The sequence below is a fragment of the Ectobacillus sp. OTK genome (assembly GCF_059698935.1).
In genome coordinates this window covers 2020001-2033724 of record NZ_AP048547.1, presented here as the reverse complement: position 1 = coordinate 2033724, position 13724 = coordinate 2020001, and the positions used below count along the sequence as shown (strand labels likewise).

The following is a 13724-nucleotide window of genomic DNA, read 5'->3' as shown; positions in this document are numbered from 1 at the left end:
AGGGTGAATTTCGGTTTTGCGAAGCAAAAGGTATTTTCTTTTTTCCATATTTATACTACTCTAGATATAGAACGTATGTTCTTTTTCGCGATAGGCAAAAGCTTGTAAAAAGAAGAACCAATTATAACTATCCTCATAACCTGGTCCTTCCTTTATTGACTCTTATTTAAAAACCGACCTCTGCTACGTTCAGAAAGGTCGGTTTTTGACTGAGTTCAATTATTTTGTTTGAGAGATTCCATTAACGATTTGAGTCAGCGCCTCGCTGATTGGCGTAACTGGACGGCCGAGAAGTTTTTCGAAATCATTGCTCTCGATCTCCAAAGCTCCCTCCCGAATGCCTTTTTGGATTTCTACAAGGAAAGGAATAATAAATTCTGGTACGCCTGCACCTTTCATAATATCGGCGTAAACAGCATCATCGACCTGCTGTACAGATACCTCTTTACCTAGTACAGTGCCAAGAGCAGATGCAAGTTCTTCTTGCGTCATGAGCTTACCAGAAAGCTCGTAGACCGTATTCTCGTGTCCATTCCCAGCCAGTACCGCTGCCGCAGCCTCTGCATAATCTTGTTGCAGTGCCCAACCTACCTTGCCAGAACCTGCAGACGTCACCCAAGGGGCTCCTGCCAGAACACCTTGAATGCTTGAGATTTCGTTCTCCAAGTACCAGTTGTTGCGTAAGAAGGAGTAAGGAATGCCTGTTTTCAAGATGGCTTCTTCCGCAGCAACGTGTGGCGGAGCAAGGAACATCGTGCTTTCACTTGCATTTCCTAAACTGGTATAAGCAATAAATTTAACCCCAGCACGCTCTGCCGCAGATACCGCATCCGTGTGCTGACGAATTCTTGTTTCATTGTCTCCATCTGCAGAAATAATTAATAAGCGATCGATACCAGCAAAAGCCGTATCCAGTGTTTCTGGACGGTCAAAATCTCCGTGTCGAACTTCTACTCCACGAGCCCGTAATCCTTCCGCTTTCTCTGGATTGCGAACACTTACAGCCAGTTGACTCGCTGGTACAGTTTTCAATAGCGTCTCTACAACTTTCGTTCCTAATTTCCCTGTCGCACCTGTTACTAGCATTTTCATTTTCTTTTCCCCCATATATGTTTTTGTTTTGTTAAAATCTTTCTTGTTAAAATGTAACCAATACAATTACCTGTAATCAGTTTAGTTACTTCTTGTGTTTTTGTCAACAAACTCCAAAAAACTTTTTAAATTTTGTTTTTTTGAAGCATGATACAACTTGGAAGTATTTTGTTATAAACATCAGAAAGGTGACTGAAGATTGTCTATAAATAATCGATTTGCCGTTGGAATTCATATATTAGATAAATAAAGAGGGGTCAGCTCATCAGAATTTTTAGCAGGTAGTGTAAACACGAATCCTGCCGTGATAAGAAAAATTATGGGGATGCTTAAAAAAGCCGGGTTAATAGAAGTACATCCTGGTATTATGGGAGCTAAACTAGCTAGAGATTTATCTGATATTACTCAACAAAGTTCTTTAACACAGCCTTCTTTAAAAAAGCAGAATCCATCTGCGGATTCTGCTTTTTCTCTACTCATCGAATTTCCCGTTCTGATAATCTAAAATCGCCTGCCGAATTTCATCCCGTGTATTCATTACAAACGGTCCGTATGCGACAACCGGTTCATTTACCGGCTCACCTGCATACAGCAAAACGCGCAGTTTCTCGCTTGCCGTAACAGTAATCTCACTCTCTAAAACTCCATCTGTCCGGCTTAAAAACAATACTTGGCCAGCACGTCCTTCTGTTTGCTCCGCCCCAAATACTCCGCTTCCCTCGAGGATATAAAAAAAGCCGTTATAGCTGCCCGGCAGGTCCTGCGTGACGCTTGCTCCCGGCTCAATTGTCATTTCTATCATTGTGACCGGTACATAATTGAGCGTTTTAGCTTGTACACCTTGTGAGGATCCGGAGAAAACGCGAATCACGGCTCCCTCTTCCTCGCGTACAGGCATATTCTTGCTTTGCATTTCCTGATAACGCGGCTCTGTCATTTTCTTTGAGCTCGGTAAATTGATCCATAGCTGCAGACTGTGCACAGTTGAACCCGGCGCTGGGTCTTCCTTATGAATTACTCCTCTTCCCGCTGTCATCCATTGCACATCCCCCGGTTCAAGCTTCCCGCTCCCAGCCTTATTATCGAAATGCTCAAGCGTGCCGTCAATCACATACGTAACTGTTTCAATCCCGCGGTGAGGATGATTGTCGAACGTTCCTTTTTGGAAAAAATCCTCGGCGAGCATTAAAAACGGATCATACTCCTCCCAATTGCCAGGCTCTAATATAAATCCATTTGTATGAATAGGGCTATTTTGTTGATATTCTACCGTTTTAACACGGCGAATGCTTCGCTGCTCTTTCATATAGAATCCCCCGTTTTTATAATTAACTTACTTTTAATAAGTATATTATAATATTCCAGCATCTCTGTCAAATATCACCGCATTGATTCTACCAGTTCCAGCTTAAATTCACCCACTTGATTCTCCTTATACAGGTTTGTAAAAGAGGTAGAATAGTTGCTAATGGTTGCCCGAAATTCTAAATTGCGCTCTGGGATCTTTACATCAAAAGCGTTCTCGTACAACAATGTCGTGATTCTATGATAGTCTTCGCTCTTCACCTGAAAGGCAAAAGAAACCTTATGTAACAGGTTACCTGTCCTTTTGTCAGAAATCTTTTCGTCCTTGTATTCACCCACTTTAATCGGCGTATCATTTAACATCACCGTTGTGATCATAATGGTTCTCCTCCATCAACATTTCATTGGCAATAAGACGGTACGATGCAATGCGGTCCTCAAAGCTATGCACCGTCGTAACAATCATCATTTCATCCGCTTTGTATCGGGCTTGCAGCTCTAACAGCTGCCGCTTTACCTCCTGCGGGCTCCCGATAACCGTCTTTTTCTTTACGTCCTCCATTACATCCTGTTGCTTGCTGCCTATATATTTCTTCGCCTCCTCAATCGACGGGATGCCGCTTCTGCCTTCTCCATTTGCAAGCTGCAGCCTCCAAGCAGCTCCGCTTAACGCGAGTTCCTCCGCTTGTGCTGCTGTTTCTGCGCAAATTGCGGCTACGGCAACAATTGACTTTGGCTGCTTCAATCTAGCATTTGCGGTAAACGCGTTTTTGTACGTATTCATCAGCTGTTCGCCGTCCTTCTCGCTCATAAAATGGCCAAAGGCATACGCGACCCCTGTTTCTGCAGCCAGGATGGCGCTTTTTTCACTCGTTCCAAGCAGCCACGGCTCTGGAGAAACAGCAGGCAGCGGCGTCGGGGAAATGTTCGTATACATATGCTCAGCCGGAAATTCCTGATAAAGAAATTGCAGCAGCTCCTTAAATTTGTCTGGAAGCTGACGAACCTGTTCTAAAAAGTTTCCAGATAACGCAATCGTTGCTTCAGCTGGTCCGCCCGGTGCCCTGCCAATCCCTACATCGATCCGGTTCGGAAATAAAACTGAAAGCAGATTAAATACCTCAGCTACCTTATATGGCTTGTAATGCGGCAGTAAAATGGCTCCCGACCCGATGCGGATCCTGCTCGTTTGTGCCCCGATGTATGCCAGCATCACTTCCGGTGCCGAACATGTAAGGCCTGTCATATCATGATGCTCCGCAATCCAATAGCGGGTATAGCCAAACTGCTCGCCTGCTTGTGCCAGGCTCACAGATTCCTGCAGGGCCTCCTGCTCGGTTTTTCCAGCTGAACGCGGAGCTTGGTCTAAAATACTAAGCCTCATGTTAGTCCCCCCTTCTCCTCTAACGATAACGCTCTTCCTTGAATGGATTTGCCGTCATCGAATACCCCATCTCCTCCCAAAATCCAGCTTCATCGCCCTTCATAAATTGAATTCCCGAAGCCCATTTCGTTCCCTTCCATAGGTAAAAGGTTTCCGGCGGTATAAACCGAAGCGGATAACCATGCTTTGGAGAAATATCCTCCCAATCGTGCCGCTCATCCTTCCAGCGATAGACGAATAACGCATCGTCTCCAAGCAAGGCCTCTAGCGGTAAATTCGCTGAATACGCAAACCGATCTCCGTCGTAATAGCCGTATATTTTCACGTAATCGACACCTTCACTGAGCTCCACAAGGTTAAGAAGTTCACGAAAGGCAATTCCTTCAAAGGTTGTGCCAAATTTTGACCAGGTTGTTACACAATGCATATCAATCGTTGAAATGGTTTTTGGCAGCTTCATCATATCAGCATATGATAATGTGACCTCTTTCCTCACCTCACCGAACAATCGGAAATTCCATGCTTCTTCCTCAAATTCATACACATCCCCAACATGCAAAATCGGCCAATTTTCCGTCTCAAATTGACCAGGAGGCAGCTTATTTTTCATTGATTTCATCCTTCCTGAATTTGGTACGATCTCCTAAACGCTTTTATCATACATGCTTGTTCTGCTTGGATGCAAGAAATGCAGTGTTCGTTTGAAAATCGAAACCTTTACCATAGCGGTTCCGTCCTGAACTTAAAATGAGACAACGTTCTGTATGTATTTACTTGAAATAGAAAAATGACCCAAAAAAGAATGAAGACATTCATTCTCTCTCGGGCCATTCTATTTATACCAACTGCAATATATCTCGGATTGCGTACGACACGCCATCCTCATCGTTGCTTTTCGTTATAATCGTTGCCTTTGCCTTTACATCTTCCGGCGCATTTGCCATTGCCACGGATTGAGTTGCGACTTCAAACTGGGAAATATCATTTCCGCCATCGCCGAATGCATAAATTTCTTCAAATGAAAGATTGTGCATCATTTCATATCTTCTAAGCGCCTTTCCTTTTTGCGCTTCAGTTGACGTAATTTCAACGTTATTCGGGAATGAAGAAGCAGTGGAAATATCATCATAGCCTGCCAATGCCTCTTTCACTCCTGCAATTCGCTCTGCTTCCTCCGCATGTACAAGCGCGATGAGCTTATAGATCTTCACATTCTCCTGCTTGAACACCTGATCATAGTCGTACGTTTGGAACAACATATCAAGCTCCTCTTTGCTTTTCGAATGCAAAGGAGGTAATGTAGATGGAAAACCTCCATGATTTGTGTAAACAAGAACACCTACGCCAAGCTCTCTTAAAAGAGAAAATGTTCGTTTATAGACAGAAAAAGGAATCGTTGCTTCATACAAGAGCTCTCCTGTTTTCGAATATAAAACAGAACCGTTCACGCAAATAATGGGGCAGTTCATTTCTCGAACGCCTGGAACCTTTACCACATCCTGGTATGCTCGTCCCGTATTTAAAATCACATCTATCCCGTTTGCCTGCAATTGTCTGATAGCTTCTTGGCTAGCCGGGGTAATTTCGTGATTGGAATTCAATAATGTTCCGTCTAAATCTAGCGACACACATTTCATATTGATCACACACCTTACTAAACTAGTTGATTATATTTAATCTATCATGATACGACTTTATATTCCATACATCATATCATGGAAAACCTTTGTTTTTATTTGAAAGTGAAGAAGGAAGAAGGGAATTTTACATAAGACCTATAAGTATTATAAAGACTCAAAGAAATCTATGGAGGGGACCTTATTGCCTGTTACAAAAACAAAAATCATCGCTTTAATTGAAGATATGAAAAATGAGGAGCCTGAAATTCGATATCATGCTCTTGCCGAGTTTAGCGAGTTAAAAGAGGAACCATTTGAAACAAACTTGTTAACATTAGAACGCTTAGTAAAAGAAGCTGCACATCCTTTTCCTGAACCTGTGGCAGATTGGGATCACCCTAGCTTTTACATATTAGACTTTGTATTTCAATATGAAGTGCCTGAACTAATTGATTCCATTGTTACACATTATTCCCGCTTTAGCGAAGCCGGAAAGATATTAGTGCTGCAATATTTTTGCAGGATTGGAGACGATACAAGTTTCCGTGCTGTTCTTAACATATTAGATCGGGATTTGCAAACAAAAGAAGCTGTTATTCTGGTTGAGGAATTTTGCTCTCAGCCATTATGGTCAAAAAAAATCATCGAGCGATATTATGGTTATTTGCAGGATGAGGAATATAAATTTCCGCTGTATCGTATACTTTTATTTTGCTTGCGAAATAACCTGTTTCATCAGTTTAAGCCGGGCTTTATACTCCCGCTTTTGCTAGAGGATTATCAAGAAGCGAAAAAAGCGTATATGGAATATAACGACTCATATAACATAAAATACGTCTATACGAGCTGGAAGGCGATTTATCCAAAACTGCAGGCAGAGATGGATTTTTACCTGTCGCTCATGGAGTATTATTTTAATGAAGAAACCGAAGCAGAAGTACGAGAAGCTGTAACCTTCCTTGACCCGATGATTCAAACATCGGCAGTGATTGTTTGTCTGCAAAAAAATATCCCGGTAGATGGTGCTGTGCTGCTGCATTGCGCCACCAATATCATTTCGTCTGAAATCTTATATTGGGAGCTCATACGGATCCGCAAAGAGCACTTATTTCCCATTCAAACGAACAAACAGCGTTATTTTGCCAAAAGTCACTTGTTTCATTTTCTTGTATCAGAAGCAGAACTCGATTACTTTCCGGAAAATATTGAGATTGTAGAATCCGTAGATACAAAGGATTATTTCGGAAATCCCGTACGTTACTATTTAGCAACCTTTGAAAATGAACATAAAGAGAAGCTCGTTGCGTGGGTAGGTGCGTACAATTTAGAAGAACATGATGATTCGTGCTATATTTTCGAAAATACCTTTATTACCGATGGATTATTTCAGGAACGTACAGTCGCGCAACATACTAAGCGGCTTCTAGATTTACTTCACAAGGAAGACAAGGAATATGATGAACGTATTCATTATATAAGCAGCCCTCGCCTAAGTAAGTGGTATTATATCTGGTATCCTATTATAGCATATCGTTGGTATCAAGCGATTTCAGAACAGGATATCGTATATATAGTCCTTTCCACCTTGTTAACAGCATTAGTTGTCGGTTATCATTTCTATAAAATAAAAGAAAGTAAGACAAAGCAGGTAGAGCTTAAAGGATACTTGCTGCGTTATCATAACAAAAACAATATTTCTGACATTCACATTCAAGACATTAAGAAAATTCTTATCGAAAAGGCAAGTAAAAAGGTGCGATTATTTGATATGGGCGCCAAAGTTATTGCGATTTATAATAAGAAAGAAAAGAAAGTGATGGAAATCCCTCTGCAATGTGTGGTGTATCATGAATTCACCTATGTTATCAAAGAACTCTCATCATACCTAGAGGAAACTCCATATATGGATGGAGAAGTTAACTGAAGAGTCATTTGCGGAATTCTACAAGTGATGAAAAGAAATAGACAAATTGCAGCAATAGAAAAAACGCTGAATCATTTCGATTCAGCGTTTTTTCATGATTCATCTGGCCGCTAATACATTCCGCACCTTCCCAGTGACATATGCACTGCCGCCGCGCTCCTTTACATCCTCAATCATCATCGTAATGATGGCATCTGGATTTGCGGCGTTAAACCCAGTGAACCACCCATTTTCCTGACCCGCTTCATTCTTGCCCTGCTTCAGCTCGGCCGTTCCTGTTTTCCCGGCTATGAGCTTATCTGCAAGCTTCGCGCTGCGCCCTGTTCCTTCCGGGTCATTTACAACAGCAACCAATGCCTTTTTCAATAAATTGGCCTGTTCGGCTGATATGACGTTTTCCTTCCATGCCTTTTGTTGATCCTCGTCCTTCACAAGCACCGGTGCTGGAATAACGCCATTGTTAACAATCGGTGCATACGAGAGCGCGACATGAAGCGGTGTCATCAGCACTTCGCCTTGGCCATAGCCCGTATCAGCAAGCTCAACATCGCCTTTTATTCCTTCATTTGCAAGCTGCGATGCCTGAAACGGATATTTCAGCGGAAGCTTTTCACCGAGACCAAATGCCTTAGCGCCCTCTGTAAACTTTTCTTTACCGATTTGCAATGCTTCTTGCGCAAAATAAATATTATCTGAGTATACGAAGGCCTTCTCCAAATTAACTGGATTTGCTTCATGTACACGCGTTACATAATAGTTGCCCCAAGAAGCGTCCTTTGCCCATTTCAAACCAGAAATCTGCTTTTGCTCAGCTGGATCAAGCGTCCCCGCCTTTAGACCAATCATTGCGGTAATCGGCTTGAAGACAGATCCTGGCGTATATGCCTTTGTAAAGCGATTCAGCAATGGTTTTTTCGGGTCGTTATTCCACGCATTCCATTGCTCTGACTTCACGCCGCGCACAAATGCATTTGGGTTATAGGAAGGACTGCTCACAAGCGCCAGCACCTCGCCTGTGCTTGGATGCACTGCTGCAGCCACGCCTGCATCGCCGTTTAGCTGCGCATAGATGCTTTGCTGCAAACTGCCGTCAAGCGTAACAGAGATGTTTTTCCCATTGATCGCTTCCTTCTTCACAAGCTCAGCCTTCTCTTCTTTGTTTTCATCCATAATATACAATCGAGCGCCGTTTTCCCCGCGGAGCTCATCCTCATATACCTGCTCTAATCCCGCCTTGCCAATAACATCACCAGCCCGATAGCCTTTATCCGCAAGCGTTTCTAATTGCTCTGCATTGATTTCCTGCACATAGCCTGTAATATGTGCAGCTGCCTCCTTCAGCGGATAGACCCGCATTGGAACATTCTTTATAGCAACACCCGGCAATCCAAGATTCGTATTTGCTCCTTCTGGAAAAAAGCCAATTGGTACAAATAAATTCGGCTTCACCCATTTTGCGCTAAGCTTTTGATTGATTTCTTCTACCGTCATACTTAGCAGCTTAGCTAACGCCGACTTCGTTGCTTCTGCATCGGTACCGAGCTTCTCCGGCACAATTCCCGCCTGCGGAACAGTCCCATTTATCGCAAGACCATTGCCGCTCCGGTCCAAAATTTCCCCGCGCTTTGCTTCATATGTATCAATACCGACCTTGTCTCCCTCTTTCATGTCGGGGAAAATATGTGTTGTATTCCACTTAATGTGCCACTTTTCTTCCTTTCCGCTCTCTTCCTTCACAAGCTCAATTGGGTTTTCGAAGGAGATAGGGCCTGCCGTCGTTTCCATCCTCAGTTCATAATGACGCGTAGCAGCATCCTTTTCATCCTTCGTTTCTTCTTTTTCCTTTTGCTGCTTCACTCGAAGATTTTTGACTTCGATGTCACCATATATCTTTTTGTAACGCTGTACGAATGCATCCTTTGCAATCGATTTCTTAGAACTCTCCGACAGCATATCATACATATCGGCAAACTTCTGCTTATTCCATGCCTGTATGTATGCATCAAGAGTTTCCTCCGGCTTTGGAGCTTTGCCGCAGGCAGCCATCACTACTGCAAGAAGGATACACATACATAATCCATATATTCGTTTCATCACTACCCCCCCTTATTTATCTTTTCATTATACAAAAGCAATCCAAATATATACAAATATCATAAAAGATTTGTATATTCAACGGACTAATGAAGCTAAGCGCTGTACACTAAACTATACCTTCTTTGAACTCTCCCGCCACTTAGCTGCGCTGTTTCTCCCTGACAGTAAACCTGCCAAACTCCTTCTCAAACCTTAACTTAATCATCCCGATCGGGCCATTCCGATGCTTTGCCTTTTGAGTTATGATTTTTTATTTTTCTTTTCTATTTATTACTTGTAAGGTGCTTACAAAGGGCTTGATAGGGCAATAAACGAAGTAGTCTATTACTGCTAAGAAACCAAAAATTTTCTGTCTCATTTTCACTATTTTTTCTCTCTTCTTCACTACAATGCAAATATAAACAAGATCACTTCAGCGATTAAGGAGGAAAGAAAATGAGAAAAAGTAAATGGCTGCTATGGCCGTTGCTCACAGTAGCAGCATTTATCATTGCCCGCATACTGTTTCATCAGTTTGATGGGTTTGGAGGAAGAAGCTTGGGTCATGGAGGCGGACATGCCTTACGAGAAATGGGAGGACATGGACATATACATGGCGGTATCTTTTCCTTCTTTGTACAAGCTGGCCTTTTTGTAATCGGATGGGTAATGTGGAAGCTGGCGGCAGGAAACCGTACCCGCAAATGGATTGGTATTGCAATAATGGTATGGAGTGCTCTCCTTTTATTTCCTAAGGCATTGTTCCTGCCAATCGTGCTTTTAACAGCTTATCTTGCTTATAAAGTGAAGAAAAAGCAAACAAAGCCGGTTGCTTATCATACAGCAGATGCAGCTCACTTTACTTCGTATCAAGCAGATTACTTAGACAAGTGGGAGCAAAATATTCAAAAGGAGCAGTAAAACATATAAACGTACAGTAAGCATCATTTTTACTAGGATAAGCCACGATCGCTTCATTCATGCTTGCTCCCCCTCTTGCGGAATGAAGCGGAACAAGAACTGGAGTAATGAAAGTAAGAAGCTAACCCTTTATGTATTCCCCCCTTATTTTATATAAAACATTTTCTCCCTCTCTAGAGAGGGATTTTTTTATCAAAAAATGAGCGAGAGAATACCCCTTTCTTCGGGGCCCCTTGAGAGAAAAGAGCGTTAACGGGCAGGTGGCAGGTAATTCAAAGTGCAGCTAGCATGCAATTGAATAAAAAGCAAATATATAAACTTATTAAGGAGGAAATGCTGATGAAAACCTCTGAATCAGATAATATCCATGCACTCTATCAACAGCTCATAGATGCCTGGAACGACCGCAGTGCCCGTGCGATGGCTGACCTATTCACAGAAGAAGGCGAAAGCATCGGATTTGATGGAAGCTAATCGATTGGACAAGATGAAATCTTTTCGCACCTAGAAGCAATCTTTCAAAATCATCCCACCCCTCGATTTATATGCAAAGTAAAAAGTGTACGTTTTCTAAGTCCAAATACAGCCATTTTACGAGCAATTGCTGGTATGATACCTTCTGGACAATCAGACATCCAGCCTCAGCTTAACACGCATCATACACTTGTTGCTGTAAATAATAAAGGCAAATAGCGGATCCAGCTTTTTCAAAATACACCGGCTCAATTTCACGGAAGAGCTGCGAGATTTGCTTACATAACAAAACAGCTTTCGCATGTTATACTGCGAAAGCTGTTGTATCACTTTTCAAACACATATACCTTTCCATTTTCCGCTCTTCTAAATTTCGGTCCAGTAAATCCTCTTCTTAGCAGCTCCTGCCTCATAAACATCATAATACCGCCATGACCAACGATGAGTACATCCTCATCATGCAAAAGGATTTGATCCAAAGCAGTATTGATTCTATTGAAAACAGCTTGTTTGCCCTCCTGCTGCGATTTGTGATTCAACAGCCAAGCTACTCGGATAAACAGCAAGTGGATAAAAAGAGGGATTTTAATATTCCAGCGAAAAAATGGCGAAAGTGTAATTTCCCGTAATTCCGGCAAATACATAATCGAGCCTTGAAATGCTTTTTTAGCTGTTTTTTCTGCTCTGGGCAGATCGCTTGAAAAGCACCTTTTCCATTCCACATTGCATAAATCGATTTCTGTTTCTATAACATCTGATACATCGTATTCTTCCACCCATTTCATAAGTTCCCCTGATGTAACCAATGTATTGGGATATCCTCTTACCACTTCAAAGTGCCTAACTAAACCAACTTTCAATCTCTTCGCCTCTTCCCTTACATAAATATGTTTTCTTTGTATTTGACAATCCGGTTTACCTGCATTTTGATGCACAGAACTGAAGCTTTGTGCCTGTATTCCTCTAAAACAGATGCTGCTCCGGGATATTCGTTTGCAAGTCTGAACGCTCTTGCCGCTTAACTCTTATGAGAAAATAGATAGTCCCAATATAGCATAAATTTGATTGGATACGTACAAATCAATTCAACAAAAAACTCCTTTTGCATGATGCAAAAGGAGTTTTTACAGTGTCTAGCGACGTCCTACTCTCACAGGGGGAAACCCCCAACTACCATCGGCGCTGAAGAGCTTAACTTCCGTGTTCGGTATGGGAACGGGTGTGGCCTCTTCGCCATCATCACTAGACCTATTTTGTTTGAAGGATGTTCCTTCAAAACTAGATAACACGCTGTGCTGTGTAATTATGATTAAGCCCTCGATCGATTAGTATCTGTCAGCTGCACGTGTCGCCACGCTTACACCTCAGACCTATCAACCTGATCATCTTTCAGGGATCTTACTAGCTTGACGCTATGGGAAATCTCATCTTGAGGGGGGCTTCATGCTTAGATGCTTTCAGCACTTATCCCGTCCGCACATAGCTACCCAGCGATGCCCTTGGCAGAACAACTGGTACACCAGCGGTGCGTCCATCCCGGTCCTCTCGTACTAAGGACAGCTCCTCTCAAATTTCCTGCGCCCGCGACGGATAGGGACCGAACTGTCTCACGACGTTCTGAACCCAGCTCGCGTACCGCTTTAATGGGCGAACAGCCCAACCCTTGGGACCGACTACAGCCCCAGGATGCGATGAGCCGACATCGAGGTGCCAAACCTCCCCGTCGATGTGGACTCTTGGGGGAGATAAGCCTGTTATCCCCGGGGTAGCTTTTATCCGTTGAGCGATGGCCCTTCCATGCGGAACCACCGGATCACTAAGCCCGACTTTCGTCCCTGCTCGACTTGTAGGTCTCGCAGTCAAGCTCCCTTATGCCTTTACACTCTTCGAATGATTTCCAACCATTCTGAGGGAACCTTTGGGCGCCTCCGTTACACTTTAGGAGGCGACCGCCCCAGTCAAACTGCCCACCTGACACTGTCTCCCGCCCCGATGAGGGGCGCGGGTTAGAACTTCAATACAGCCAGAGCGGTATCCCACAGGCGCCTCCACCGAAGCTGGCGCTCCGGCTTCCCAGGCTCCCGCCTATTCTGTACAAGCTGTACCAAAATTCAATATCAGGCTACAGTAAAGCTCCACGGGGTCTTTCCGTCCTGTCGCGGGTAACCTGCATCTTCACAGGTACTATAATTTCACCGAGTCTCTGGTTGAGACAGTGCCCAAGTCGTTACACCTTTCGTGCGGGTCGGAACTTACCCGACAAGGAATTTCGCTACCTTAGGACCGTTATAGTTACGGCCGCCGTTTACTGGGGCTTCGATTCAAAGCTTCGCCTGGAGCTAACCTCTCCTCTTAACCTTCCAGCACCGGGCAGGTGTCAGCCCCTATACTTCGCCTTGCGGCTTCGCAGAGACCTGTGTTTTTGCTAAACAGTCGCTTGGGCCTATTCACTGCGGCTCTCCTTACGAAGAGCACCCCTTCTCCCGAAGTTACGGGGTCATTTTGCCGAGTTCCTTAACCAGAGTTCTCTCGCTCACCTTAGGATTCTCTCCTCGCCTACCTGTGTCGGTTTGCGGTACGGGCACCATTTACCATCGCTAGAAGCTTTTCTTGGCAGCGTAGAATCAGGGAGTTCGCCCATAAAGGGCTTCCCCATCACAGCTCAGCCTTTACGGTAAGCGGATTTGCCTGCTTACCAGCCTAACTGCTTAGACATGCACAACCAGCGGCATGCATCCCCTATCTTTCTGCGTCCCTCCATCGCTCAAACGGTAAAGAGGTGGTACAGGAATATCAACCTGTTGTCCATCGCCTACGCCTTTCGGCCTCGGCTTAGGTCCCGACTAACCCTGAGCGGACGAGCCTTCCTCAGGAAACCTTAGGCATTCGGTGGATAGGATTCTCACCTATCTTTCGCTACTCATACCGG

The 13724-nt window shown here is 43.7% G+C and carries 10 protein-coding genes, 2 rRNA genes and 2 pseudogenes (1 of these 14 cut by a window edge); 4 read left to right on the top strand and 10 right to left on the bottom strand.

Annotated elements, in window-relative coordinates; genetic code table 11:
* Positions 1-219: 219 nt before the first annotated feature.
* Positions 220-1092 (bottom strand): SDR family oxidoreductase, encoded by an 873-nt coding sequence (locus tag AC6HZ4_RS09865; RefSeq protein ID WP_497494808.1) that lies wholly within the window; start codon positions 1090-1092, stop codon positions 220-222.
* 199 nt (positions 1093-1291) lie between these two features.
* Here AC6HZ4_RS09865 and AC6HZ4_RS09860 point away from each other — a divergent pair.
* Positions 1292-1498 (top strand): annotated as a pseudogene (locus AC6HZ4_RS09860) (Rrf2 family transcriptional regulator); the annotation flags it as partial.
* Between the two features lie 66 nt (positions 1499-1564).
* On the opposite strand, the gene AC6HZ4_RS09855 reads toward AC6HZ4_RS09860, so the two are convergent.
* The 5 genes from AC6HZ4_RS09855 to AC6HZ4_RS09835 all read right to left on the bottom strand — a co-directional run bounded on the left by AC6HZ4_RS09855 (position 1565) and on the right by AC6HZ4_RS09835 (position 5418).
* On the bottom strand, positions 1565-2398 hold the full coding sequence (locus tag AC6HZ4_RS09855; RefSeq protein WP_497494807.1) for a pirin family protein: 834 nt from the start codon (positions 2396-2398) through the stop codon (positions 1565-1567).
* Between the two features lie 74 nt (positions 2399-2472).
* On the bottom strand, positions 2473-2775 hold the full coding sequence (locus AC6HZ4_RS09850; protein WP_497494806.1) for a DUF3219 family protein: 303 nt from the start codon (positions 2773-2775) through the stop codon (positions 2473-2475).
* Positions 2750-3781 carry an LLM class flavin-dependent oxidoreductase gene (locus AC6HZ4_RS09845; RefSeq protein WP_497494805.1) on the bottom strand — a complete coding sequence of 344 codons (1032 nt, stop codon included), beginning with the start codon at positions 3779-3781 and terminating at the stop codon, positions 2750-2752. Before AC6HZ4_RS09845 ends, AC6HZ4_RS09850 begins: the two co-directional genes overlap by 26 nt.
* 19 nt (positions 3782-3800) lie before the next feature.
* Positions 3801-4391, bottom strand: coding sequence for a molybdopterin-dependent oxidoreductase (locus AC6HZ4_RS09840; protein WP_497494803.1), 591 nt, complete (start codon positions 4389-4391; stop codon positions 3801-3803).
* Positions 4392-4617: 226 nt separating this feature from the next.
* Entirely contained in the window at positions 4618-5418 is an 801-nt protein-coding gene (locus AC6HZ4_RS09835; RefSeq protein ID WP_497494802.1) for a Cof-type HAD-IIB family hydrolase, read from the bottom strand.
* 184 nt (positions 5419-5602) lie between these two features.
* Between AC6HZ4_RS09835 and AC6HZ4_RS09830 the strand changes: the two genes are divergently transcribed.
* Complete coding sequence (locus AC6HZ4_RS09830; RefSeq protein WP_497494801.1) at positions 5603-7324, top strand: hypothetical protein; 1722 nt, start codon at positions 5603-5605, stop codon at positions 7322-7324.
* A 99-nt stretch (positions 7325-7423) separates the two neighbouring features.
* Here the strand turns inward: AC6HZ4_RS09830 and AC6HZ4_RS09825 are convergent, their stop codons facing one another.
* Positions 7424-9418: a penicillin-binding transpeptidase domain-containing protein gene (locus AC6HZ4_RS09825; protein WP_497494800.1), complete on the bottom strand. Its 1995-nt coding sequence runs from the start codon at positions 9416-9418 to the stop codon at positions 7424-7426.
* A 438-nt stretch (positions 9419-9856) separates the two neighbouring features.
* On the opposite strand from AC6HZ4_RS09825, the gene AC6HZ4_RS09820 reads away from it, so the two are divergent.
* Positions 9857-10321 carry a hypothetical protein gene (locus AC6HZ4_RS09820; RefSeq protein ID WP_497494799.1) on the top strand — a complete coding sequence of 155 codons (465 nt, stop codon included), beginning with the start codon at positions 9857-9859 and terminating at the stop codon, positions 10319-10321.
* Positions 10322-10660: 339 nt separating this feature from the next.
* Positions 10661-11104 (top strand): annotated as a pseudogene (locus AC6HZ4_RS09815) (SgcJ/EcaC family oxidoreductase); the annotation flags it as partial.
* A gap of 17 nt (positions 11105-11121) precedes the next feature.
* On the opposite strand, the gene AC6HZ4_RS09810 reads toward AC6HZ4_RS09815, so the two are convergent.
* From AC6HZ4_RS09810 to AC6HZ4_RS09800, 3 genes are all read right to left on the bottom strand, one after another.
* Complete coding sequence (locus tag AC6HZ4_RS09810; protein WP_497494798.1) at positions 11122-11655, bottom strand: histidine phosphatase family protein; 534 nt, start codon at positions 11653-11655, stop codon at positions 11122-11124.
* Between the two features lie 271 nt (positions 11656-11926).
* Positions 11927-12042: ribosomal RNA gene (gene rrf / locus AC6HZ4_RS09805) — 5S ribosomal RNA — on the bottom strand.
* 58 nt (positions 12043-12100) lie between these two features.
* Positions 12101-13724, bottom strand: a 23S ribosomal RNA gene (locus AC6HZ4_RS09800); it runs 1302 nt beyond the window's last position.